Consider the following 24,970-nt stretch of genomic DNA (forward strand, 5'->3'; position numbering starts at 1 on the left):
TGTTTCAACTGCTCTTCCGCGTTCACCCCGGTGGACTCTGTTCGAGATCAGGACCTCCATAGGGAAGCGGAATCGATTGAGGCCCAATCGGTGTCGGCGACGCTCGCGTGTCGGGTGCAACACCGGCAGGCGGGCCGGCGGTGTCGTCACCTGGTTGACGTGGCGCATTCCGAGCGCCGCGGACAAGCACCGACGGGTCCTCGTTGTCGCAATACGTGTACAGGTACGGTTCCGGGAAATCCGGAACCGTCGCCGGTAGACGTGGCAAGTCGTAGTCACACGAATAGCGCGGGTAGATGTTGACAAACGCCCAGATTCCACCGTCGTGAAAAACAGATGTGAGTGCTTCGAGTGTGGAGCCTTGACGGTATGTCGGGACGAAGAACTCTTGCAGCGCAGGTACGTTCAAGTAGGCCATCTGGGCTACCGTCGTCAGATTGCCGAGGAGCTGAACCATTGTCGGCGAGTTGTCGGCGATGAGCGCGTCAATCGACTTCAGAGTCGACGGCGTACCGTCGAGGAACTCACGAAGCCCCGTGTCCTTCGCTTCGACGCCGAGCAGAAGTTCCGACAGATTGCTCGCAGTACTGCGCAGCCCAGGGCCGCTGTCACCAAGTGTGCCGAGCAAAACCTTGCTGCTGCGCAGAAGGGTTGCCGTCTGCGGTAATACCGAATCGAGCGTCGAGACGAGGAAGGCGCCGCCGTCGAGTATCGCCGACAGTTTCTTCGGCCCTTCCGGTCCGACGCCGAGTTCCGCGACGATCATCTCGAGTTCGGCAGGATCGATTTGGGCCAGCATGCCGTCAAGGTTTCCCAACATGGACGCCAGCGGCACCGGGGTCGACGTTTCGTCGGAAGAGATTTCCGATCCGTCGACAAGATACGGACCACTGTCGGTGGTAGGCCTGAAGTCCAGATACTGTTCGCCTGCCATCGACAGTCCCGCCACACGCACTTCACCGCCCAGTGGAATCTCGACACCCCCGTCGATCTCCGCGACGGCAACTACACCACTGTCGGTCAACTCGACCGAATTCACCTTTCCCACAGGAACTCCGCGGAGCATCACCTCCTGCTGCGGCAGCAGCCCGCCGGATATCGAAAAATGCACGCGCACGGTAATCTTCGAGCTGATCGGGCTCAGGTGAAAGACCCCGAAGGTCAGGTACACCACGCCGACAACCAGGGTTGCGGCGAGTGCAACCACCGACATTGTGAGTCGGTGAGCGCTACTGAAGCGGACGGCGCTGACGAGAGCTGCCGCGGGGACTTCCGACAGCCGCGCAACCGGGCCCATCTCACCCTCACCGTCAGGGATCTGCTTGTTCATCGGCCGGTCCCCAGCACTCTGCCCTGCAACCGCATCAGCGTGTAGGTAATCGTTCCCACCAGCGCATCCCAGTCGCTCGAATCCGGAAGTCGGCTGCCAGGGTCAGCGGGATGGTTCGGATCCGCAATCGCCCCGATAGCGAGCTGTTCCAGGTCGGCATTGACATGGGCGGACGTCGAGTTGGTGATCTTGAGGAGTGGCGGCAAAAGCCTGTTGACGGCTGCGAGGCTCGCGTTGGGATCGGTTGCCGCGTCGTTGAGTTCTGCAGCGATTGTGTTGATGTCGGCGACCATCCCGCCTGCGCCGGTACCGCTCACCGACGGGAACTTTCCCACTTGACTACTTACCTGCGCCACCTGTGCGAGCAGATCAAGCATTTGCGCAGTGTTGGCGTTCAGAGTGCCGAGCGCGGGACCGGCTGCCGAAATCGCGTCGTCGATCGACGATTGCTGCTCCGACACCGTCACGAGAAGCTGATTGGTCGACGCAAGCGTCTCACGAATCTCGTTGCTCCGGCTCGACAGTGTCCCGATCAGAGCGGTCGATTCACCGATCAGGTCCGCCATTTCCTCACCTCGTCCGCCGACAGCTTCTCCGAGCCCGTTGACAACCTTCGTCAGGTTGCGCAGGACGCCTCCGTTGATCAAGAACGACGATGTGGTGAGGAGTTCTTCGATCGTCGCCGCAGACGAAGTCGACGCAATCGGGATGCTGTCTCCGTCGGACAGAAGAGCACCGTTCGACGCAGGTCCAGGCGGGGGTTCCACTGCGACAAACACGTCTCCCAGCGGTGTCGCCGACCGCAATTCCGCGCCGGCCCCGACCGGCAGGCTGATGCCATCCTTGATCCGCATCGTGACTATCGCTTCGTAGTTCTGCACTCTCATCGCTTCGACCTCGCCGATGTCTGCACCTTGGAGTTTCACCTTCGCTTGGGCGGGCAGATTGAGTGCATTGTCGAAGACTGCGTACAGCGTGTAGTAGTCCCCGGAAACTCCAGGTGCCGGCAACGGGAGACTCTCGAGCCCCACACCACACGCTGCCGTGGACAGCATCAGACCGGCGCATGCCCCGGCGGAAACAACCCGCCACCCTCCGGGCGTCATCGCGGCAACCCCGCCAAGCCCTCGAGCATCCCGGAGATCCCGAAGTCCGGGCCGAAATCTTCGAGTGTTCCCGTGCTGCAGCCAAGCTGACGCAGGCCGAGGACATTGCAGATCTCCTTGACCAACTGCCCGTCGAGAAAGACCTTTTCCAGCTGAGCGTGCACCCTCGCACCGCCGTTCTCCTGATCGATTGCGTTGTAAGCGTTGTCCATCAAAAGTGGTGTGACAGTAAGAAATTCAGAAAGTTCACGCCGATAGTCGGCCAATGCGGTCACCACGGTGTTTGCGTTGGTCACTGTCGATTGCAGAGTTCCCTGGTTGGCCGCGAGAAGTTTATCTGCCTCGACAAGGATTTCGTTGAGCTTGGTACCGGTGTCCCCCGAGCCCAAGTCCGCCTCACCGAGCAGATCACTCACTTGCGCCAGGGCTGAACCGAATTCACGAATGTCCTGATCATTGTTCGCGGCAACGGAAGTCAAGACTGCAAGATTGTCCACAACAGTCGTGATGGCATTCTGTGTTTGCGCGCCGCCGTCGCTACCCAGTTGCAGCGCCGACGCCAACTGGCTCAGTGACGACTTGATGGCTTGCCCGTTCCCGTCGACCATCGCGCTGCCGATCCCGAGTAGGTCAGCGACCGGGCCGGAACCCTCTCCATCGCCCTGCAACTCGATCGCCATCTTGTCCGCCATGGCGATCAGTCGATCGAATTCGACGGGAGTCTTTGTTCGGTCCATCGGGATGGTGTCGCCGTCCGTCATCACCGGGCCGTCCCGGTATGGCGGAGTGATTTCGACATGACGGTCGGTCAACACCGACGTCGACACAGTTACTGCCTGCGCAGTTTCCGGGATCTTGACTCCGCTGTCGAGGCTCATCGTTACTTCCACCACGGTGCCGCGGGGGACGATGCTGGTCACCGAACCGATCGGGACGCCGAGAACCGAGACGGAGTTCCCTTCGTACAGTCCTGCGCCACTGTCGAATTGCGCCGTGACGGTGATCGTATTGTCCATCGAGGTTGCGCTGCGAATACCCGAACAACCGGCAGTAGCGAGAACAACTACCAACGCGACCTTCGCCATCGATACGAGAGATCTCATTTGCAGTCCTTCAGATAGGGCGGCAAGTTCATCTCGTTTGCATGGCCGCTGACAGCGCACATCCACGAGTCGATGAAAGGCCCAGCGGGGGCCGTGAAATCGACTTCGTTGGCGGTCCCGGAGGTATTGGCGAAGTTGCGCAACGGAACCGGCAGGATCTCCAATGTGTTGCGCAGCAGATCGTCATTGTTGCTCAGGCTTTGGAGCAGGCCATTCAGATTGTTGATCAGTTCGTCGATTGCCGGACTGTCATTGACAACGACGTTGTGCAGTTGGTCTACGAGTGCGGTGGTCGATACGAGTAGTTGGTCGACTACTTCCCGTCTGGCATTGATTTCCGCCAACACGTCACGGCCGTTGCGCACCAACTCACCCAGACTGTTCTGCTGCCCGCGGATTACAGTTGTCACCTCACTTGTACTGGTCAGCAGCGAACCGATCTGTCCGCGCCGTTCGGCCAGCACCGAAGACAAGTTCTCGATGTTCGCGAGTACCTGCGGTACGAGCGCAGGTGTGCCCTCCAGTTGATCGGACAACGTGGTAAGTGTTTGCCCGATCTTCTCCGCGTCAACCGGCTCGAATGTGGTGGTCGCATTATCCAGTGTCTGCTGCAGATCGTAGGGAACTTCGGTGTTGGCCAACCCGATCCGATGATCGGCAATGTCACCGTCACCGCCGGGACGGATCTCGACGTAGCGCGATCCCAACAACGTCGTCAACTTGATGGAGGCTGCGGTACCGGCTCCCAGTGAGACACCCTCGTCGATCTGCATGGTCACGACAACGTGATCTCCTGCGAGTCGAACACCATCGACGGTTCCCACTGGAACACCCGCGATGGTGACCGCGTCGCCCGCGCTGACTCCGGCGGCCTGAGTGAATTCGGCGTCGTAGCTGACCTTGCCGATTCCTGCGGATGTAACCCAGAGGGCAACGACCATCGCGATGGCAAGCCCTGCCACCGTCAAGACCCCGATCCCCAGTGCACTGCGATCCTCGAGGGGCTTACGCAGTCTCCGAGTGTAATTCGATGTGGCTTCTCTGATCATCTTTCGCTTACCTGCAAATCTTCGACTGGGTAATCTGACCACCGGGCGTCGACTGCGCAACGATCGCGGGGATCACGGCACTGATCGCCGGGACGAGGGTGACATTGAGATTGCACAGGTACGTGTTGATGTAACTTCCGTCCTGGCTCGCTCGCGCAAGCCCTTTCAACATCGGCGGTAAGTTGAAACCGAAGTATCCGAAGGTGTCCTTGTTGTCCAGGAAGTGCTGGGCGAAACCCGGTTCCCGAGTGAGGAACTCGCTCAGGTCTGGGGCGACGTCGCTCGACAGTGTCGCTACTTGATCGGCAACGAGCGCGATCGAATCCAACGAGTCGACCATTTCGCCGCGTCTGGCTGCCAGCTGTTCGAAGATCGTCCGTGCCTGCGTGATCATCGTGTCGACGTTGGTGCTCTGCAGTGCGAGGCTGTGAACGATGCCGTCCAGATTGACGATGATGTCGCCCAGAATCTTGTCCGGGCCGGCAAACGACTCGGCAAGGGTCGACGTCTCGGATACCAATGTGGTGATCGATCCGGAATCACCTTGCAGTGCACTGACAATCGCGGTTGTGACATTGTCGATCTGCTGCGGATCGAGCACGCTGAACAGCGGTTCGAAACCATTGAGAAGAATCGAGATGTCGAAGGATGGTTCCGTGTTCTCCACCGGAATCTCGTCCCCACTCACCAAAACTCGAGGTTCCCCCTGCTCACCGAGGGACAACCCGAGATAGCGCTGTCCGATGATGTTCTGATACGTGATCGCGGCTTTGGTGTTGCCGTACAGCGCTTGGTCCGATTCGATCCGAAAAGCCACCCGCGCAAGCGTTCCGTCGAGACTGACCGAATCGACGCGCCCCACCCGAACCCCAGCCATCCGCACGTCGTCGCCGGCGCGTAATCCCGATACGTCGGTGAAGACCGCGGTAAAGGATTTAGTCTCGCCCTGAACACCGCGCTGCAGTGTGACGAACACCGTCCACGTGAGGCCACAGGAGATCAGCAGGAACACGGCGATTCCGATCAAGGGTTTTCGATAGCTCATCGGATCCCCTGCTCGAGTTCGAGTGGCACGTCGGGTTCGGGTGTCACCTGCACGGTGTTGCCCCGGGCCAACGGTCCGAGGATGAACTCGTCGGCAGGGGTCGATTCGCCTCCCAGAAGATCGCCCAGAAGTTCCTTCTCCTGGGCACTTCCGACCGGACCGACATTCCCTCCGGACGTCGGGGCAAAGTCGAATTGACGGGCAACGCCGTCAGCTACCACAGGTGGCGCGGCGGTCTCCGGCGCAGTCGCGCAACTCGGACCGGCCAACTCACCGTAGCGGGGACAATCGGCGCGGGTGTACATCTTGTGCGGTGTGAATTGGAACAGGAATTTTCCCGTCGCGTTCTGCTGACCCACCGGCCAGAACTCGCTGAACCACTTGTCGGATATGACTTTCATCCGCGTGACGATGGGCGCGAATTCCGTACTGCCGTCGGCAACTACGCTGAGAACCGGTGAAAGTTGTGTGGTGATAGCGACGATCTTGTCCGTGTTGTTGTCGAGAACGGAACCGACTTCCGACAGTGTTGTCGAACCGGCAGTCAGCAGCGCGGTCAACGCGGCATCCTTCTGTGCCAAGGTCCGCATGGGTACGACGGAATGGTGTACGGCATCAAGAAGGTCGGGTGCAGCTTCTTGGAGACCGCGGATGGCGGAGGACAACGCACCCAAGCTGGAAGGTTCACCGTTCGGTGTGGTCAACTCACCGAGTTCGGCGGCAATTCGGCGGAGTTGCTCACCTGCAGTGACGATATCGGCGCCCCGACGGTCTGTTGCCGCCGCAACGGCCGCGAGCATTCCGAGTGTGCGATCCGTCCCGATACGTGCTGTAGCAGAGACGATTTCACGGAGTTTTGTCAACGCGGTCTGCAACTGTACCGTCGACAGACTTTCGTCTTGCGGGATTTCCGCGTCGGGTGACAGCGGGGGGCCGCTCCCGTTGTCGACCAACTGAACGGACGACACGGCAAAGACGTTGCTGGGCACAACACGAGCCGTGACTGTTGCCGGAATCCCGGCCGCGTACTCCGGTTTCAGAGCGATGTCGACATACTTCGACTCGCCGCCGCTCGATGTATCCACACTGTTCACCACTCCGACCAGCACGCCTCGAAATTTCACGTCCGAGCGCGCAGGCAATCCGTCCCCGACATCGGCAAGAACCGCTGTAACCTCGAATGCCTTGTCGAAGACTCCGTTCATTTTCGCGATCAATCCGGTGATCAGCAGCGCCACGACAATCAGCGCGCCAACACCGTGCAGGAGAAGTGTTGTCGCAGAGGGGCCTCGGCCGTCGGCTTCGAACAGTATCGGCATCAGCTACCCACCGAGCCTTGCCCCGGAGCCGATGCCCCAGAACGCTACTGTCAGTAGCAGATTGACGACAATCATCGCAGAGATGCTGGCACGCATCGCTCGGCCGGCGGCAGTCCCGACCCCTTGTGGGCCACCGGACGCGAAGAAACCGTAGTAGCACTGAATGGTAGAGGTAATAATCACGAAGACAACAGCTTTCACCAACGAGTAACCGATGTCCGTCGCGCTGAGAACCAGGCGGAAGTAGTGCTCGTAGGTACCTGTCGACACCCCACCCGACAGCCCGATGACTACCTTCACCGCAACGTAGTTCAAGGCGAGGCAGAGTAGATACAGCGGCACCACCGCAACCACGGATGCCATCAGCCTCGTTGTCACGAGATACGGGATAGGACGGATCGCCAACGCTTCCATCGCGTCGATCTCCTCCGAGATCCGCATCGCACCCAGTTGCGCTGTGAAGCGGCATCCTGCTTGCGCGGCAAAAGCCAACGACGCCATGATGGGTGCCAGTTCCCTCGTTGTTGCGGTCGACGCGATCATCCCGGTCGCCGGCTCCAAACCGAGCAGATGCAACGCGTTGTAGCCTTCGATTCCCACGATCGCCCCCGCCGCCGCACCCAGAACGATGATCACACCCGCCGTTCCGCCGCCAACTACGATCGAACCGTTGCCCCATGTGACATCGGCAAGAATCCGCAGAAATTCCTTCCGGTAATGCCTCAAGGTCCAGGGAACTGCGGCCAGTGCCCGGCCCAGAAAGGTGACCATGTGACCCAGACGCATGACAACTGTTGCCTGCGCCGAGACCACCTTGACCGCTGACCTCATACCCGGCGGGTAATACCGCGATGCCATCTAGAAACCCGTCCGCGGGAACATCAACACGTATAACTGTGTCAGGACCACGTTCACGACCATGAGGAGCAAGATCGACGCCACCACTGTGGCATTGACCGAGTTGGCAACGCCGGCGGGTCCACCGCGAGTGGTAAGTCCCTTGTGGCAGGCGACGATTGCCACGATCGCGCCGTAGAGCACTGCCTTGATCATCGTCAGGAAGAAATCACCGACGGTGGCAAAGGATGCAAATGTCGACACGAAACTGCCGGGAGTGCCGTTCTGGACAAAGGTGTTGAACAGGTAGCCGGAAAAGAATCCCACAAAACAGACGAGCCCCGTCAGTGCAACACCAACCGTAATCGCCGCTACAAACCTGGGCACCACAAGCCTCCGGATCACCGAAATCCCCATGACCTCCAACGCATCGATCTCGTCGCGGATCTTGCGAGATCCGAGGTCAGCGCATATCGCCGATCCCGCTGCCGATGCCATGAGTAATGCAGCGACCATCGGAGCGCCCTGTCTGATCACCGCGAGGCCACTGGCAGCGCCCGCCAGGGATGTCGCACCGACCTGTCCGGCGAGCAAGCCGAATTGAATCGACAATGTCACGCCGATCGGTATAGCGACAAACAGAGTCGGAACGGCGGATGCCGACGCCATGAAGGCCGTCTGACGCACGAACTCCGCTACTGGAAAACGGAATGTCGCGATGTCGATCACCAAGTACTGGATCGCACGAAGCCCGAGAACGCATTGTCCACCAACCGTTTCCAGTGCGGCAACGGGATGCCGTCGCGTATACCCGTGCATCCAACTCGTGATTTCACTTGATGCAGAACGCTTCTGGCCAAAACTTCGATCTGGGATCTCCATGGATCTTCCACTTTCCGTTCGCCCACAAGTTCAGTCCGCCGCCGCATACGAGAGTGGGCACGCATTGCGTCGAACCTGCCGTCACCGCTACCGAGTGATCTGCCACCTTCCGAACTGAGCATTGCCCCCGAAAGATGATGACCACCTGTGCGGATCTCAGCTTTCACACTAAAATGCTGAGCACCTTCTTAGCACGAGTTGCCGAATGAGGTCAAGATCACAGTGCGTACCGAACCTTCGTCGCCGAGTGCGCATTACAGTATTTCCCCCGTCGAATACACTGAAACACCGACTCTCACAAGGCGAATCGACACCAGGAGCGCGACCCCACCTCGATCACTGCAATGAATCAGTGCCTATTGCAAGGCAATCGGTAAAATCCGCCCCGCCGCCGGCCCAGCAAAAATTCCGTCACGTCACCCACAGACACTGCTACCCCCTCGAGAAATGCGCGGAACGGAGATCAACCCACCCGGGCTCGGCTTGCAACGGCAAACCCTGCCGCAGTAAATCTGGCTGAGCGGCACCTGGCTGAGCGATCATAAAACTAGACACTATTGCGCAAAGTGTCAAGGAAAATGGTTCTGCGCAGGTCCGCACGTCGAAGAATGCCCACGTCACCGGAATCGAGTACCCAGGAAGGAAGAAACACACAGACGATTATCGAGATCTTCGGCGCCACTGGTGAAAACGACCGACACGGGCCACGACAACAAGACCAGCCGCCTGGCGTGTGAACACAGGCGGCTACGGCAAATCTCGAGCTATCGACACAGTCGATCAGCTTTCAGTTGCACTGCAAAAGAGCACCATTGACGACGCGCTCACACACCATGTCGGTGATTCGCGCGTCGCCTTCTGGGCAGCAGTGAGAGAGCGTCGCTCGACGCTCGCCCACTGCCTGAAGTTCTCGGTACTTATTACTGTCAGACGTTCGGCCCCTCCAAAATGGTCACTGCTGCAACGGCTGTCGGTCCACCGACGTTGTGTGCCAAACCGATCCGGGCACCGTCAACCTGATTGACGGCATCACCGCGCAACTGTTCGAACAACTCGACGCACTGCGCGACACCCGTTGCTCCCGGCGGGTGCCCCTTGGCGATCAGACCTCCACTCGGATTCACCGGAATGGAGCCGCCGATTCCGGTAGCTCCCGATTCGATGAGTTTGAACCCCTCGAACCGGTCGGCGAAGCCGAGATCCTCGTAACTGATCAACTCGATGCCGGTGAAGAAGTCGTGTACCTCTGCGACATCCACGTCGGAAGGGGTCATGCCGGCCATCGAAAAGGCTTGCTTCGCAGCGCGAACCGTGGCGGGGAACGACGTCATGTCACGCTTGTGCTGGTGCATGACGGAATCCAGGCCCAAGCCGACGCCGCGGATCCAGACCGGCCGATCGGTGTATCTCTCCACGACGTCTTCTGCCGCCAGCACCAACGCTGCCGCGCCGTCGCTCTGCGGTGCGCAATCGTAGGCACTGAACGGCGTCACGATGGTCGGTGCGTTCAGAGCTTCCTCGATGGTGATCTCGAACCGCTTGCAGGCCTTCGGGTTATTGACGCCGTGAAGATGATTCTTGACGGCCACCATGGCCATATGCTCCCGGGTGGCAGGAGATTCGTGCAGGTAGCGACGCACGTGCAAGGCGAAGCCGGCCGGAGCCACCAGACCGAGCGGGTAATCCCACGCCATGTCGCGGGCCATAGCTTCCCACTCCCACAGCATGTCTTTGGACGCACTCTCACGGAGTTTGTCCGCTCCTACGACCACCGCGACGTCGAAGGCACCGGACGCGATTCCGAACAGTGCGTTGCGGACGGCATCATGGCCTGTTGCACAGGAGTTTTCGATGCGTGTTACGGGGATGTCTGCCAGGCCGAGAGTGTCTGCGAGAATGCCGGACGGAAAGCCGTCGGGAGTTCCCATCGCACCGAACCAGGCCGCCTGCAGATCGGACTTGTCCAAGCCCTTGTCGATACTGGCGGCGCATTCGGAGAACGCCATGGGCAACAGGTCTTTGATACCCAGGGTGAAATGCTCGGCAAAGGGTGTCATCCCCGCGCCGACTATCGCCACGTTTCTCATACCGCCTCCTGCTCGATCAGAAATGCTGTTTCCGGTTCGAATGCGTATCCGTAGTCCGGCACCCCGGAGCGGATCGCCACCCGGCGTAGAACCATCCGGCCACGATCGCCGAGATCAACAGTTCCCGGTTCGACGCCGGTCACCTTGACGAGCGCTCGAACGTCGACGTCGTCGAGTTCCACGATCACCAAGGAGTAGGGAGTCTTCAGTCCGGGAACCGGAACATGCACGGTTACTTCGGTATACACCGACCCGGTTCGTGGTAGTGGCACAAACGTGTAGTCCGTCTGCAATGTGCCGTCGTTGTCGACCCGATAGCGAGGGGGAAAGTCCAGGTCGTCGCTGTCCTCGTATTTTCCGGCCTCCCACCGGACTTTTGCGTCGAAGGCACGCTCGTAGGCTGCCAGCGAAATCGGAATATCGGCGCCCGGCACGAACTGGCCTTCCACTTTGGGACGCGGCGCGGGCTCCCGGCGGTGTACCTCAGCAGTGCCGTCCGCGACCCGGACTCCCGAGAGGCTGGCCTGCTCGACACCGACGAGCGATCCGGTGCTTCCCGAATCGACCATGGCAGCAAGGGCAAACAGACCCGAACTCGCGCCGAGTGTCGGTAGCCGAACCGGCTCTGCCGCGCACAATGTCGTGGCCTGCTTGTGCTCGACACCGGCTACCGCAACCGGTGCATCCACCCACGCAGCTGACAGCGATGCAACAAATCCGCGTTCCTTGAGCAACCGCGGATCGCCGTAATCATGTACAACGCCAATGGAGTTACGAGTACGCACCGGAAGGCTGCGCGACACCCGAGCAGCGGTGCGGACTCGCAGTCCGTGGTCCGACGTCAGTACGGCGGCTGCCCCTGCCGGTTCAAGGTCGACGCCGATGATCAGTGTCCGCGGCCGAGCATTACTGACGGCGTCGAGCGTTGCGGGTGCGCCGCCGAGGCGCTCGACCACCTCCAGCTCTGGATCGAGTCCGAGTCCGGCCAGCAGAACCGCGGCATTACTACTTTCCAGCAGCGGCAGATCCCGGCTCACCAGAATGACGTGTTCTACGGAGGTGCTGGTGCTACACGCCGCTCTGCCGGCCTCGACCGCGAGAGTAATCGCGTCCTCGTCGTCACCCGGCACGCGGGAATCCGACGTTCCCCAGCACGGTAGGTACGTCCCTATCGAAGCGATGTATGACATGCCAGTCTCCCCGTAATCGTGAAAATCGCTCAGAACTTCAAGCGAGAGCAGGTACGCGGTAAATCAGGAGGTCACTCCTGATATCCATCGAGTGCATCTCGCCTCCCTCTGATTTGAATACGTCATTCTCACAAATGAGAATACTGCATTCTCGCTCCGGGAATTGTAGCAATCAGACAGACTCTCGCATAGCCCCACAGGAACGAACCGCGTTCCCCGATCGCCGGACTTCCACCCGAGTGATCTGCCCTTCTTCGACTCTTGCGGGCATCATGAAGGCGAGAGTATGGTTCTCATAAATTGAAGGGAGATTCTTCTGATGGAGACTAAGGCGCTCAGCCCGGCATTGGGCGTAGAGGTCATCGGTATCGACAGCTTGGACGACGAGGCTGTAGTTGCGAGATGCCTGGAGGCATTGAAGTGGCGCGGGGTACTGCTCATCCGCGGTTTGCACCTCGACGACGAGGCTCAGGTCGCATTCAGCCGCAAGCTCGGACCGGTATTGGCCCCCGCGGGCAAGGAAATTTTCAAGGTCACGCTCGACCCGGCCAAGAACCCGTCGGCCGAATACCTTCGGGGCACGTTCAATTGGCACATCGACGACACCACCAACGACGTGCCGGCCAAGGCGACAATGCTGACGGCACGGCACGTGGCCATGACTGGCGGTGGCACCGAATTCGCCAGCACCTACGCGGCTTACGAGAACCTGCCGGAGCAGGAACGTAAGCGTTACGACGATCTTCGCGTCGTACACAGCTTCGAAGCTGCGCAGCGACTTATCGAGCCGAACCCCACGGACGAGCAACTTGCATCCTGGCGCCGTCTGCCCACCCATGAATCATCCTTGGTCTGGGAACACCGCGACGGACGCAAGTCACTCGTCCTCGGCGCAACGGCTGACCACGTCGTCGGAATGCAGCCCGACGAAAGCCGGGCGCTCCTCGACGAACTGCTCGCATGGACCACTCAGGAGCGCTTCTCCTACAGCCATACGTGGGAGGTCGACGACGTAGTCATCTGGGACAACACCGGAATGCTGCACCGCGCACTTCCCTACGACCCCAAGTCGGAGCGAACGATGCACCGCACCACCATCCTCGGCAATGAGCCGTGGGCATGAGCGAATCCGCGAACGGAGAAAACGTGAGTACTCAGATCACGCGAACTGCAGTTGTCACCGGTGGCAGTTCGGGTATCGGCCGCGCTGTCGCAGAACGCCTGCGCGCCGACGGTTACAACGTTGCCACGATCGACCTCACACCCTCGGACGAAAAGTATTCGTACACAGCTAATGTCACGGACCGCGCGCGGTTGGACGAGGTTCTGGCGGAGATCCGCACCGAGTTGGGTCCCGTCACCATTCTGGTGAACGCAGCCGGCCTCGACGGATTCCAGCGATTCACGAAACTGTCGTTCGACGATTGGAAGCGCGTCCTCGACGTCAACCTCGACGGCGTATTCCACTGCTGCCAGGCGGCGCTCCCCGACATGCTCGAAGCCGGCTGGGGACGCATCGTCAATATTTCGTCGTCCAGCGCGCATTCCGGGCAGCCGTTCATGACTCACTACGTCGCGTCCAAGTCAGCGGTCAACGGACTCACCAAGTCCTTGGCGCTGGAACTCGGCCCCGAAGGAATAACCGTCAACGCCGTGCCACCGGGATTCATCGACACCCCGATGCTGCGTACGGCCGAAGGCAAGCGCCTCCTGGGCGGCACCGTCGAAGACCACATTGCCAAGACACCGGTTCGGCGCGTCGGCCGACCGGAAGACATCGCCGCAGCCTGCGCGTTCCTCATCTCCGAAGAGGCCGGCTACATCACCGGTCAGATCCTCGGCGTCAACGGCGGCCGCAACACCTAAGTCCTTCCGCTGCACGCGTGGCAAATAACACTGTTGCGCAACCAGTTTGAACAACCCAACACATCAAACGAAGGGATTCACCATGGGAAGCGTTGAAGGCAAGGTTGCGTTCATCACCGGCGCAGCACGAGGTCAGGGCCGAAGCCATGCGGTTCGTTTGGCCGAAGAGGGCGCCGACATCATCGCCGTCGACATCTGCGCCGACTTCGATTCCATCACCTACCCGATGGCCACTCCTGAGGACCTCGAGGAGACCGCTCGTCTCGTCGAGAAGCACGGTCGCCGCATCGTCACTGCCAAGGCCGACGTCCGTAAGGTCGACGAACTGCGTGCGGCACTAGAGCGCGGCGTTGCCGAGTTGGGTCACCTCGACATCGTTGTCGCGCAGGCAGGCGTCGCCGGAATGCGCGGCGAACCGGATATCGCGGCCTGGTCCGACACCGTCGACACCAACCTCGTCGGCACCATCAATGCCATCCAGGCAGCGCTGCCCTACCTGGGCAAGGGCGCCTCGATCATCGCCACCGGTTCGACGGCGTCCATGATCGACACCAGCAAGGTCGATGTACCAGGTAAGGACCTCGGCGGAGTTGCCTACGTGTTCTCCAAGCGTGCACTCTCCCACTACGTACACGAGCTGGCGACGCACCTCGCACCTCGCGGAATTCGCGCAAACGTTGTGCACCCCACCAACTGCAACACCGACATGCTGCACAACGAATCGATGTACAAGTCATTCCGCCCCGATCTCGAGAACCCGGGCCGTGAAGACGCTGTGCTGTCCTTTCCGGTTCAGCAGGCAATGCAGATCCCGTGGGTCGAGCCCGAGGACATCAGCGAAACCGTCCTCTTTCTCGCGTCGGAGCAAGCTCGTTACGTCACCGGCATGCAGATGCGCGTCGACGGCGGCGGCTACCTGAAGTCGTACGACTACCACATCTGATTCGAGACTTCGCCTTCACGAAACGCATTCGTGAAGGCGAAGTTTCAATGCTCACCCTGCTCGCTATTTTTCAGGACGGATACATGAGCACCACGAATACCGTAGTAGCCAGTTCGGCTGGCACAATCGCTTCAGACCCCGTTCCCGTACACCGGATCGTCGATGTCGACGGTATTCCCATGTCCGCGTTGCTGATCGAGGTTCCAGAACCGCGCGCGGTCATTCTCGCTGTGCATGGCGGAGCAACAAACTCTGCGTACTTCGACTGCCCCGGGCACCCCCGCCTGTCGCTGTTGCACACCGCAGCAGCCCTCGGATTCACCGTGCTGGCGCTCGACCGGCCGGGTTACGGCAGCTCGAATCCCCATGCGACCGAATTGGTCGATCCCGATGTTCGCGTCGACGTAACGTATGCGGCGCTCGAGCGTCACCTCGAGGGAATCGACCGCGGCGCAGGAATATTCGTATTGGCTCACTCCATCGGCTGCGAATTGGCCACCAGGTTGGCCGCGGACGATCGCGGAGACGCCTTCCTCGGAATCGAACTCTCCGGCACCGGCCGAGAGCAACAGCCCCTTGCCCAGGAAATCCTGGGCGTCACCGCCCGCAACGCCGATCCGATCGCCGTGCGCGAGTTGCTGTGGCAGCCGAGTCGGCTGTACCCGGAAGAACTGTTCGGCGGTCTTCCGATCGCATCCCGGACACCGAAGTACGAAGGTGACGTGGTGCGAAGTTGGCCCCGCGAGAACTTTCCGAATCTTGCTGCACGCGTGAATATTCCCGTCCATTTCACTGCAGGCGAATACGAGCATGTGTGGCGTAACGATCCCGAGGCGTTGCTCACCGTCGCCGAGTTGTTCACCGCTGCGCCGAGAGTAGTCGTGGACAAGCAGTTCGACGGTGGACACAACCTCAGCCTTGGCTACACCGCGACTGCATATCACCTCCGCGTCTTGGCGTTTGTCGAGGAATGCATCGCCGGCCGATCCGAATTCGCAGACCTGACAACAGACGACAGCACGGCCGCGCACGCGAGCCACGGAAGGTGACCCCATGAATTCCGCAGATGTTGCACTTCTACTGATCCGATTGGCCGTGGGCTCGACCATGATTGCTCACGGAATCAATCACTGGGTCGGTGGCGGAAAGATCGAGGGCACGGCTCGCTGGTTCAGCGGACTGGGACTACGCAACGGCACATTCCAGGCCTGGATGAGCGTGGTCACCGAAGTCGGTGCCGGTGTCTTGCTGATCGTCGGATTCCTGAATCCGTTTGCCTGTGCGGCGGTCATCTCGGTCATGCTGGTTGCCGGGATACTGGCACACCGCCCCAACGGATTCTTCATCTTTCGTGACGGCTACGAGTATGTGATGGTGCTCGCGCTTGTAGCGCTCGCCGCAGCCATGCTCGGGCCAGGCAGCATATCGCTCGACGGCGCACTGAACATCGAACTCTCCGGGTGGGCAGGTGGCGGTATCGCCCTCGGAGTGGGCGCGGTCGGCACCGCCGTACTTCTCGGCTTGTTCTGGCGGCCACAGCTACAGGAGGTTTCATGATCACTCTAGGAGGACCCGCGATGCACGTAGGATTCATCGGACTCGGTAGCCAAGGCGCGCCGATGGCACGGCGAATCGTCCACTCCGGCTACGAAACCACGCTGTGGGCACGACGTCCCGAAGCCCGCGTTCCCTTTGCCGACACCGCAGCCAAGTTCGCCGAATCTGCGGCGGAACTAGGCGCGGCAAGCGATCTCGTGTGCATCTGCGTCGGCAGCGACGCCGATGTTCTCGACGTTGTCACGGGTGAGGACGGCGTCCTCGCGGGCATGAAGCCAGGTGGAATCATTGCCGTGCACAGCACGGTTCACCCGGATACCTGTCGCGAACTCGGGGAAATAGCGGCTACTCGAGGAATCTCCGTCGTTGACGCTCCCGTCAGTGGCGGTGGCATCGCCGCAACCGAGGGCCGCCTTCTGGTGATGGTGGGCGGCAGCGACGAAGACTTCGAACGCGTCCGTCCCGTATTCTCGATGTACGCGAATCCTGTTGTTCACCTTGGACCTTTGGGGTCCGGTCAGATCACGAAGCTGCTCAACAATCTCCTCTTCACGGCAAATTTGGCTACAGCCGCGAACACGCTTGCGCTCGGCCAGTCGCTCGGTGTTGATCCCAACCGCCTCGGAGACGTGATCTCACACGGCACGGCAAACAGCTTCGCGCTGAGCCGGATCGTCTCTGCCGGTGGAACGCTCGAGCGTATCGCCCAGCACGCGGGCACATTGCTGCAGAAGGACGTCGGGCTGATTGCAGATCTCGCGACAACAGCCCAAGCACCCACCGGAGTCGTCCTGACCGCAGCTGACGCCACCCTCGAACTCATGGATCACCGCCGATGACACGCGTCGGGTTCATCGGCGCCGGGCGGATGGGCGGACCGATGGTCAGCCGTCTCGTCGAAGCCGGTCACGAGGTTCGCGGGCTTGCACGCTCCGCCGCAACAAAAACTGCGCTGGAAGCCTCCGGTGCGCAGGCCGTGTCCACCTTCGCAGAGGTCGGCGGCGATACCGACCTCGTGATCATCTGCGTTTTCACGGACGAGCAGGTTCGCGAGATATGTCTCGGCAGCGACTTGCTCGCGTCGATGCCTCGCGGATCCACCCTGGTGTTGCATACAACGGGAAGCCCGCGCACAGCTGAAGCCGTAACCGAGCACGCAGCACAGTTTGGTGTCGCAGTCGTGGACTCACCGGTCAGCGGTGGACCGCACGATATCGCCGCAGGTAGGTTGACCCTCTTTGTCGGCGGCGATGCCAACACCCTGGCACGCATCCAGCCGACCCTGGAAAGCTACGCAGATCCAGTTCTCTATGTCGGCCCCACTGGCAACGGACAGCGGGTCAAGCTAGTCAACAATGCTCTGTTCGCCGCTCAGATCGGCCTTCTCACCGAAGCTGTCGCACTGGGAACACAACTCGGCATCGACGAGGGCGATCTGCTCGCGGCCCTGCCATACGGCAGTTCCAACAGCCGTGCACTGACCAGTGTTTCAGCCAAGGGCTCAGTGTCCGCATTCGCAGATTCGGTCGGAGATTTCCTGAGCAAGGACGTGGGCGTCGTCCGAAAGATCGTCACCGAGCTGGACGGCAATCTCGGACTGCTCGACGACGCAGTCAACGCCGCTCTACCGAATCGCGTCTGACTCACGCCGGTTCTTCCGAATGGGATAGCGTTGCCGATGACACTATCGGCAGTCAATCGACCATGATCTGGGAGAACAAGATGGGCGGGTCAGTCCTGTCGGGCAGTACCGATCTACCGGGGTACCGGCGCCTGGCTCTGACGCTCGCCGAAGCGGTCGCTGCCGGCAGGTACGACAAGGACACTCCGCTGCCCACCGATACCGAACTGATGACCGAGTACAGCCTCGGACGACAAACGGTGCGGCGAGCGTTTCAGGAGCTTGTGGCGGACGGACTGGTATATCGCGTCCGCGGTCGGGGAACATTTCCGACGGATCAGCCCAGCACCGGCCGCTCCGTCCGCTCCACCGATTCGATCGAACAACTCGAGGAGTGGCCGGGCACCGAGATGGAAGTCATCTCGCCTCTCGAACTCAAACGCGACCGTGTCCACGCCGAGAAGCTCGAACTCGACAGTCTTGTTGTGGCGCAGTTGAAGGTTCGGCGATGGATCGACAACCAGCCGTATGCGGTCAACACGATCATTCTTCCGCCCGACGTCGCCGAAACACTGATATCGGAGAACCTGATCCCGACAGTCCGTACTCCCGGGACCATCCTTGCCTCGGTCGGTAGCGTCGCGGGTCCTGTTGCCGGAGCTGAAGAAACTGTCACCGCGATTCTCGTATCCGACGACATCGCCGAAATTCTGCACACCCCGCCGGGCAGACCCGCCCTGCACATCGAGCGGGTCTACCGGAACGGCAATGGAGTTCCGGTCGAGATCTCGTTGACGGTGCATGCGTCGGAACGGTACGAGCATCGACTCTCGATTCAGCGCGCCGGTCGTCACGGCTCCTGAAACCACTTCGGCTTTGGTCAAAGATTCTGGCTACAAATATCATTCGGCCGAAATGTGCCCGAAATGTCTCTTGATTCGAATGTCTGTTCGACTATAATTGGGTCAGGGTGGGGAGGCCTTGATGACTACGGTGAGCGATTTTGTTTCGGTGGAGGATGTTGTAGCCGGTCCGGCTGCGGGTGTGCGTGGCAGGTTGTGGCGGCTACGACCGGCCGAGGTTCGAGACGTTGCAGTCTGTGTATCGGCGGAAATTCTTCGGTTGGAAGCGATTCGGGTTGCCGCAGTCGACGAGTTGTCACTCAATCCGGATGAGCAGGTGCTGTGCTACCGCGGCATCGGTCGCTGGCTGGCGGCGAACACGATGCTGCAGAATGCGGCCTGCAACAAGATCGCCGCTCTCGGTGCCGCGCTGCGGGGGTTCCCCGACATTGCTGCCCAATTCGAGGCCGGCGACCTCTCGCTCGATCATGCGGCAATGATCGCCTCGTTCTGCGAATCCCCACCAAAAGGAATGCCGGACAGGGCGTTGCCGTCCTGTATGAAGACTCTGTTGGCTGCCGCATCCGGGGTGGAGGCGACCACCATCAAACTCCGCTACGCGATTGCGGTTCTCGAGCGGATATTCGAATCCGACGACACCCCGCCCGGTGAGGATGATGACCTCAATGTCTTGCGGATTTCGCCGACGTTGAACGGTCGGGTCGCGATCAAGGGTGATTTCGACGCGTTGACCGGTGAAATGTTGTTGTCGGCTCTCTCGGGTTTGTCGATGCCGAAACCGGCCGCTGAAGGAACCCCGGATCAGCGGTCGGCAGCCAAGCGCACCGCCGACGCGTTCACGGAACTGATTCGCCGGTACCTCGACAACGCCATGACCGGTGTTGATGGCGGTCAGCGTCCGCACGTGAACGTGCACATCACCGCGAAAGATCTTGCCGAGCATCGGGAATGCGCCACCATGCGCAACGATGTCGCAGCGGATTTCGATGAGCCTGATGTCGAGGATCTTGACGTCGGATACATGCCCTGGATGGGACCACTCAGTGTGAGCCTCACCCGGATGCTTGCCTGTGACTGCATGCTCTCCACCGTCCTGATGGACGGCAACGGTGCACCGCTGGATGCGACCCCACACAAACGCCTCGTCACACCCGAGCAACGCACCGCGCTGATCGCCCGGGACAAAGGATGCGCCTTCCCCAACTGTGATGCCGTACCCGCTTGGTGCGACGCGCACCATATAAAACCCTGGTCAACCGGAGGCTTGACGGTGATGGACAATCTCACCCTCCTCTGCCGAAATCATCACCGATTGATCCACAGCACCAGCGGGCTCCGCGGCATCTGGGAAGTCAAGATGGGCGACGATCATAAACCGTGGTTCATCCCACCAGCCGCGATCGACCCGAAACAACGACGCCGCCGCTCCACAACCCGCCAAGGCCCAGTCCACCGAGACTGAACCCGACTCTGCCAGAACCATATACGGCGTGCAAGCTTCGCATCACCAACAAAGACGATGCGAAGCCCACACGCATGTCATAGTCGCAAATAGTGTTCACGGACTCGGCCAATCCTCAACCACCACAGACCCTAACCACGACAGACTGATTCCTCCCCCGCCAAGGTCGTGCGGTGCATGAGACGCTGAGACGAGGGCTCGAACTCCGTCGCTCGATGCAGCATTCCGGTGTTGTCCCAGATGACCAGGTCACCTTTGCGCCACACCTGGCGCAGGACGTATTCGGGTCGCGTGGACCACTCGAGCAGTCGATCCAACAACGCACGACTTCGCTCGATCGGCCAACCGACAACTTCGGACGCGGTAGCGCCCAGCAACAGCGACTTCCGTCCATTCTTTCTCGTCCATACCAACGGATGAACCTGCGCTGGTACCCGTGCCCAGGCTCGCCTGGTTGCTTCGTCTGGATCCGGGTTCGCCAGCGACTGTGCATGCCCAAACGTGTGCACAACCTCGAGAGACTCGAACTCGGCCTTCTCCTCGTCGCTCAAGCCGTCATAGGCCGCGTACGTACTGGCGAACTCGGTGTCGCCCCCGGCTGGATCGACCTCACGAGCGCTCAGGAGCGTCGCCTGCTGCGGAATGACTTGTGTGGCACCGTCGATGTGCCAGTGAAAGTTTCCCGCTCGATACGACGCGAGAATTGCATTCGTCTTGGACGGATCCATGGTGATGGTCTGAATCTCCGGGAGGCGGTGCTCGCCGGTGGATTGGACTACGACGGTGCCCAGTGCACGACTGAGAGCCAACAGGGCGTCGTCGTCGATGTTGATCTCGCGGTACACCAGGACCCCATGCCGGTCCAGGAGTTGCCGAATCTCTCGGGCAGAGTCCGACTTCATGAGATCGTCGGCAGTCAGACCTGCGACCTCCAGTCCGACGGTCGACGTGATGGGACGTATGGAAGCAGGCAAGAAGAACTCCTCGATCGGCACGTTTCTCGAAAAATACTGGGAAGAGGTACTTTTGGCGCTCGGTAAGCAGTCTGAGGTCAAGCGAGCTCGCGCACTACAGGACAGTAGCGCACTTGCTATACAGTCGTACCAATTTTCGAGAAAAGTTCGCGATCCGTTTCTTACGTCCGCGGCCGCTTTGTGCGCGCAGTCTGCGTGATGCGAGGCTCCACCGAATCGATGTAGCCCTCGAGTGCTTCCACCACTTCGGCATGCGCAGTGTCGACGCCGATACCCGATTCCAGATTGAGGAACTTGGGAATCCCGGTGATCAGCAACACCATTGCGCCGAGAGACAGTCGGCCGTCCGGTCGAGCATCCGGCCCGAACTTGCGAGCCACGGCCTCCATCTGCAGTTGCCGGACCCGTTCGGTGACTTCGGCGATTTCAGCACGGATTGACTCACGGTGATTCCCGAGAGCCATGAACTCCGTCATCAGAGCACTTGTGGCTTCATCCCAGCTGTACTCCCACAACACATGCAGCGGATCTTCGGCTCGTTTCTGCAGCGCAGATTGCAGTACCGCGAGGTTGCGATTGGTGTACCTCGCAATTGCGGCGCGGAAGATGTCGTCAAGAGTGGGAAAGTAATACTGGACCAGGCTCGCGGTCACACCGGCCTCTGCTGCCAAAGATCGATAGGTCACGCTGGCGTAGCCGGTGTCCAGCATCATCTTCTCGACACTGTCCAGCAGAACATCTCGCGTCTTCGACTTCTCGGCACCCACGCGCCGCGGCGATGAAGCCATGACCACCTCACTCCGCTGAATTCGAAACCCCGTTGGATTCGAATCATCTTCGCATCCGACGGGGTGTCGTGGAATGAGGGGTACGCGCCTCGCATCACCTACACGGAGCTAATCGTGAAGCGACACCTGCGCAAGCTCCTCGAGGTATCGCACAACCTCGGTTTGGTCTGCTCCTGGAGCCAAGCCGTCGACAGCGGTTTCCCAGATCTTGCCGAGCGTGTCGCCGAGAACAGTGGATACGTCCTGAGAACGAGCCAAATCCAAAGCGATTCCGATGTCCTTGCGCATCAGAGTTGCGGCGAATCCTGAGTCGAATGTTCCTGACAGAACAAACTTTTCATACTTCGTCTCCGTTGCCTGGTTCCGGCCGCTACTGGCATTGATCACCGAAAGGAGCGTCGCCGGATCGATACCGAATTTGCGGCCCACCAACATGGCCTCCGCTGCGGCAACAAGACCATTGGCTGCAAGAAGGTTGTTGAGTGCCTTTGCAGCGTGCCCCGACCCAACCGGACCGACGTGGATGATTGCCGTTCCGGTGGCACGCAGGAGCGGCAGAACCTCTGCAACCACATCGGCGTCACCGCCCGCCATCACGGCAAGATCCGCCTTCAGTGCACGTCCGACTCCGCCACTGACCGGGGCGTCGACAACTCGAACACCCTGCTCGGCGGCTATTCCAGCCAACTTCTGAGTGCGGTCCGGAATGCTCGACCCCATGTCCACGATGGTGCTACCTGCCTGCAGTTGCGACAGTAGTCCCCCCTCACCGAGAACCACGGCATCGACGATGTCACTGGTCGGCAGGACCAGCACCACCACGTCGCACTTCGCGAAGTCCGCGAAATCCGTTGTGCCCACAGCGCTCGGATGACTGTCGAGAAACCGTTGCTGCGACGCGGCATCGGCGTCACGGACGATCAACGGTTGGCCGGAGTTGACGAAGTTGCGGGCTATCGGGCCGCCCATCGCACCCAGTCCGACAAGACCGACACTTTTACCCGGCAACGGAATCACGCTCATGCCGAGACCTCCGCGGTGAGGGGGCCCAGTTCGGCAGTCAGGGTTTCTTGAACCACACGCATCGCCGCCATACCCATGGGCACTCCCACATAGGCCGTGGCGTGGATAACGGCTTCGGTGATCTCTGTGCGAGTCAGGCCGTTGCTCAGACCCACGCGAACGTGGACGGACAACTCATGGGGCTGGCTGAGGGCGATCAGTATTCCGAGATTGATCAGCGAACGACTCCGACGGTCCAGGCCTGGCCTTGTCCAGGCACCGCCCCACACGAACTCGCTCACGAACTTCTGCAACTCTTCGCCGTCAGTCCCGGCATTACGGGTCATTGCCGCATCGACGTATTCGGCACCGAGGACTTCCCTACGCACCGCCAGGCCGGCCTCGAAGACGGTCTGGTGAGCCAGATCGAGCGGGCTCTCTTGTGTCACTGTGAATCTCCCTCGAATTTGATGGTCACGCACTTGACCTGGCTGTAGTGATGGAGTGCCTCCACACCTTTTTCGCGCCCGTAGCCGCTGTTCTTCCACCCACCGAACGGAGTCTGCACGGATCCGGTTGACCAGGTGTTGACGAACACCTGACCAACTCGGATCCGCTCACTGACTCGCAGTGCCCGCGACACATTGCTGGTCCAAACACCCGCTACCAGTCCGTAATCAGAGTCGTTGGCCAGTTCGATCGCCTCGTCTTCGGTATCGAACGCGAGCACGAGAACCACGGGTCCGAATATCTCTTCGCGCGCGATCCGGGCCGAGTTGTCGACTCCGATGTACACCGTGGGATCGATGTAGAAGCCGCCGGTCTCCTGTGCCACCACAGATACTGTTCCTCCGGTTACAGCCTGTGCACCTTCGGATTCCGCGATCTTGAAGTACTCCTGCACTCGTTCGAACTGCGCCCTGGTAATGAGCGGACCGATATCGCGCCCGGGACGCACCGCTGCGGCACTCGCAGCCAATTTCTGTACGACCTCGTCGTGGATCGACCGATGAACCAGGAGCCTTGTGCCGGCGGAACACACCTGGCCGGCATTGGCCGTGAATGCAAGCAGCGAACCTGCAACCGCCTTCTCCACATCGGCGTCGGCAAAGACGATGTTGGCGGACTTTCCACCCAATTCCAGTGTCACCGGGATGATTCGGTCTGCAGCAACATGCCCGATCGCACGGCCGGTGCCCACGGAACCCGTAAATGCCACCTTGGACACATCCGGATGGGCCACCAACGCGGCACCCGCATCCTGACCCGTACCGAGAACCACGTTGAAGACTCCGGCCGGAAAACCCACCTCGGTCGCGAGTTGAGCCAACCGAACCGTCGACGCCGACGTGCTCTCCGACGGCTTGACCACCACCGTGTTGCCGGCAGCCAAAGCTGGTGCGCACGCCCTCGCTGCCTGATTCAGTGGCACATTCCACGGCGTGATGACTCCGATTACTCCGAAAGCCTCACGGCGGGTGTACACATGCTGATCCGGTGCCACGTCGAGAGTGTCACCGGCCGGCATGCCGATCAACCCGCCGTAGAAATCGAAGTACGTCGCCGAGTTCTCGACTTCAGCCAGTGCAACGGCCTCCGGTTTACCGGTTTCACTGATCTCCAACCGGGCCAACTCCGCAGAATCGGCGCGCATGGCCCGGGCGAGGTCACCGAACAACCGCGCCCGAGCAAGCGCCGGTATCTGCTTCCATGCCGTTTCGGCAGCAGATGCGGCCTGAACCGCCAGGTCGACGTCGTGAGCATTGCCGCACGCGAGTTGTCTTGCCTCACATCCGGTTGCCGGGTCTGTGACAGCCATGTAGTTGGCACTGGTCGGCATCACCGCACTACCGGCGATCCAATGATCGAGCTTGTCCAACGCACTTCCCATCTACAAGATGACGTAATAAGCCGACTCTAATGTCGAGAATCTAACAAAGTGCCGA

Annotated in this window: 24 protein-coding genes; 9 read left to right on the plus strand and 15 right to left on the minus strand. The window is 60.4% G+C overall.

Translation table 11 applies throughout. The features are described 5' to 3' along the window. Positions 1-22: 22 nt before the first annotated feature. The 10 genes from EEB13_RS08980 to EEB13_RS09025 form a co-directional block, all read right to left on the minus strand. Entirely contained in the window at positions 23-1,330 is a 1,308-nt protein-coding gene (locus EEB13_RS08980) for an MlaD family protein (RefSeq protein WP_080711615.1), read from the minus strand. After that, the gene (locus EEB13_RS08985) at positions 1,327-2,436 is read right to left on the minus strand and encodes an MlaD family protein (RefSeq protein ID WP_033231768.1); all 1,110 of its coding nucleotides are present in this window, start codon (positions 2,434-2,436) and stop codon (positions 1,327-1,329) included. Before EEB13_RS08985 ends, EEB13_RS08980 begins: the two co-directional genes overlap by 4 nt. Beyond that, positions 2,433-3,539 carry an MCE family protein gene (locus tag EEB13_RS08990; protein WP_261984480.1) on the minus strand — a complete coding sequence of 369 codons (1,107 nt, stop codon included), beginning with the start codon at positions 3,537-3,539 and terminating at the stop codon, positions 2,433-2,435. The genes EEB13_RS08985 and EEB13_RS08990 overlap by 4 nt, the downstream gene beginning before the upstream one ends. Beyond that, a complete protein-coding gene (locus EEB13_RS08995; protein WP_141485085.1) occupies positions 3,536-4,588 on the minus strand; it encodes an MCE family protein in 1,053 nt (350 codons plus the stop codon). Before EEB13_RS08995 ends, EEB13_RS08990 begins: the two co-directional genes overlap by 4 nt. A 7-nt stretch (positions 4,589-4,595) precedes the next feature. Further along, a complete protein-coding gene (locus EEB13_RS09000) occupies positions 4,596-5,633 on the minus strand; it encodes an MCE family protein (protein WP_033231769.1) in 1,038 nt (345 codons plus the stop codon). Continuing rightward, complete coding sequence (locus tag EEB13_RS09005) at positions 5,630-6,952, minus strand: MlaD family protein (protein ID WP_141485086.1); 1,323 nt, start codon at positions 6,950-6,952, stop codon at positions 5,630-5,632. Before EEB13_RS09005 ends, EEB13_RS09000 begins: the two co-directional genes overlap by 4 nt. Before the next feature lie 3 nt (positions 6,953-6,955). Next, the gene (locus EEB13_RS09010) at positions 6,956-7,810 is read right to left on the minus strand and encodes an ABC transporter permease (RefSeq protein ID WP_033231770.1); all 855 of its coding nucleotides are present in this window, start codon (positions 7,808-7,810) and stop codon (positions 6,956-6,958) included. After that, complete coding sequence (locus EEB13_RS09015) at positions 7,811-8,671, minus strand: MlaE family ABC transporter permease (RefSeq protein WP_141485087.1); 861 nt, start codon at positions 8,669-8,671, stop codon at positions 7,811-7,813. A 926-nt stretch (positions 8,672-9,597) separates the two neighbouring features. Further along, a complete protein-coding gene (locus EEB13_RS09020) occupies positions 9,598-10,758 on the minus strand; it encodes a thiolase C-terminal domain-containing protein (protein ID WP_033231772.1) in 1,161 nt (386 codons plus the stop codon). Continuing rightward, positions 10,755-11,948 (minus strand): OB-fold domain-containing protein, encoded by a 1,194-nt coding sequence (locus tag EEB13_RS09025; protein ID WP_033231773.1) that lies wholly within the window; start codon positions 11,946-11,948, stop codon positions 10,755-10,757. Before EEB13_RS09025 ends, EEB13_RS09020 begins: the two co-directional genes overlap by 4 nt. A 319-nt stretch (positions 11,949-12,267) precedes the next feature. Between EEB13_RS09025 and EEB13_RS09030 the strand changes: the two genes are divergently transcribed. The 9 genes from EEB13_RS09030 (at position 12,268) to EEB13_RS09070 (ending at position 20,260) form a co-directional block, all read left to right on the plus strand. Beyond that, a complete protein-coding gene (locus EEB13_RS09030) occupies positions 12,268-13,071 on the plus strand; it encodes a TauD/TfdA dioxygenase family protein (protein ID WP_080711616.1) in 804 nt (267 codons plus the stop codon). A gap of 23 nt (positions 13,072-13,094) precedes the next feature. Next, positions 13,095-13,814, plus strand: a complete 720-nt coding sequence (locus tag EEB13_RS09035; protein WP_230590010.1) for an SDR family NAD(P)-dependent oxidoreductase — start codon at positions 13,095-13,097, stop codon at positions 13,812-13,814. Positions 13,815-13,896: 82 nt separating this feature from the next. Beyond that, positions 13,897-14,757 (plus strand): mycofactocin-coupled SDR family oxidoreductase, encoded by an 861-nt coding sequence (locus tag EEB13_RS09040; protein WP_141485088.1) that lies wholly within the window; start codon positions 13,897-13,899, stop codon positions 14,755-14,757. A gap of 83 nt (positions 14,758-14,840) precedes the next feature. Beyond that, positions 14,841-15,806, plus strand: coding sequence for an alpha/beta hydrolase (locus EEB13_RS09045; protein ID WP_141485089.1), 966 nt, complete (start codon positions 14,841-14,843; stop codon positions 15,804-15,806). 4 nt (positions 15,807-15,810) lie between these two features. Further along, a complete protein-coding gene (locus EEB13_RS09050) occupies positions 15,811-16,314 on the plus strand; it encodes a DoxX family protein (protein ID WP_141485090.1) in 504 nt (167 codons plus the stop codon). 20 nt (positions 16,315-16,334) lie between these two features. Beyond that, positions 16,335-17,153 carry an NAD(P)-dependent oxidoreductase gene (locus EEB13_RS09055; RefSeq protein WP_045064732.1) on the plus strand — a complete coding sequence of 273 codons (819 nt, stop codon included), beginning with the start codon at positions 16,335-16,337 and terminating at the stop codon, positions 17,151-17,153. Continuing rightward, complete coding sequence (locus EEB13_RS09060; RefSeq protein ID WP_033231778.1) at positions 17,150-17,956, plus strand: NAD(P)-dependent oxidoreductase; 807 nt, start codon at positions 17,150-17,152, stop codon at positions 17,954-17,956. The genes EEB13_RS09055 and EEB13_RS09060 overlap by 4 nt, the downstream gene beginning before the upstream one ends. A gap of 80 nt (positions 17,957-18,036) precedes the next feature. Then, positions 18,037-18,798: a GntR family transcriptional regulator gene (locus tag EEB13_RS09065; protein WP_162487724.1), complete on the plus strand. Its 762-nt coding sequence runs from the start codon at positions 18,037-18,039 to the stop codon at positions 18,796-18,798. 121 nt (positions 18,799-18,919) lie between these two features. Continuing rightward, positions 18,920-20,260, plus strand: coding sequence for an HNH endonuclease signature motif containing protein (locus EEB13_RS09070; protein WP_141485091.1), 1,341 nt, complete (start codon positions 18,920-18,922; stop codon positions 20,258-20,260). A 131-nt stretch (positions 20,261-20,391) separates the two neighbouring features. Here the strand turns inward: EEB13_RS09070 and EEB13_RS09075 are convergent, their stop codons facing one another. The 5 genes from EEB13_RS09075 to EEB13_RS09095 form a co-directional block, all read right to left on the minus strand. Beyond that, a complete protein-coding gene (locus tag EEB13_RS09075; RefSeq protein ID WP_141485092.1) occupies positions 20,392-21,234 on the minus strand; it encodes a TauD/TfdA dioxygenase family protein in 843 nt (280 codons plus the stop codon). Positions 21,235-21,395: 161 nt separating this feature from the next. Next, positions 21,396-22,022: a TetR/AcrR family transcriptional regulator gene (locus EEB13_RS09080; protein WP_172936621.1), complete on the minus strand. Its 627-nt coding sequence runs from the start codon at positions 22,020-22,022 to the stop codon at positions 21,396-21,398. A 108-nt stretch (positions 22,023-22,130) separates the two neighbouring features. Further along, positions 22,131-23,045 carry an NAD(P)-dependent oxidoreductase gene (locus tag EEB13_RS09085; protein ID WP_033231781.1) on the minus strand — a complete coding sequence of 305 codons (915 nt, stop codon included), beginning with the start codon at positions 23,043-23,045 and terminating at the stop codon, positions 22,131-22,133. Further along, the gene (locus tag EEB13_RS09090; RefSeq protein ID WP_261984481.1) at positions 23,042-23,473 is read right to left on the minus strand and encodes a carboxymuconolactone decarboxylase family protein; all 432 of its coding nucleotides are present in this window, start codon (positions 23,471-23,473) and stop codon (positions 23,042-23,044) included. Before EEB13_RS09090 ends, EEB13_RS09085 begins: the two co-directional genes overlap by 4 nt. Then, positions 23,470-24,915 carry an aldehyde dehydrogenase family protein gene (locus EEB13_RS09095; RefSeq protein ID WP_242484624.1) on the minus strand — a complete coding sequence of 482 codons (1,446 nt, stop codon included), beginning with the start codon at positions 24,913-24,915 and terminating at the stop codon, positions 23,470-23,472. The genes EEB13_RS09090 and EEB13_RS09095 overlap by 4 nt, the downstream gene beginning before the upstream one ends. Positions 24,916-24,970 lie beyond the last annotated feature (55 nt).

Source organism: Rhodococcus sp. WS3 (assembly GCF_003797085.1).
Classification (GTDB): Bacteria; Actinomycetota; Actinomycetes; order Mycobacteriales; family Mycobacteriaceae; genus Rhodococcus_F; species Rhodococcus_F globerula.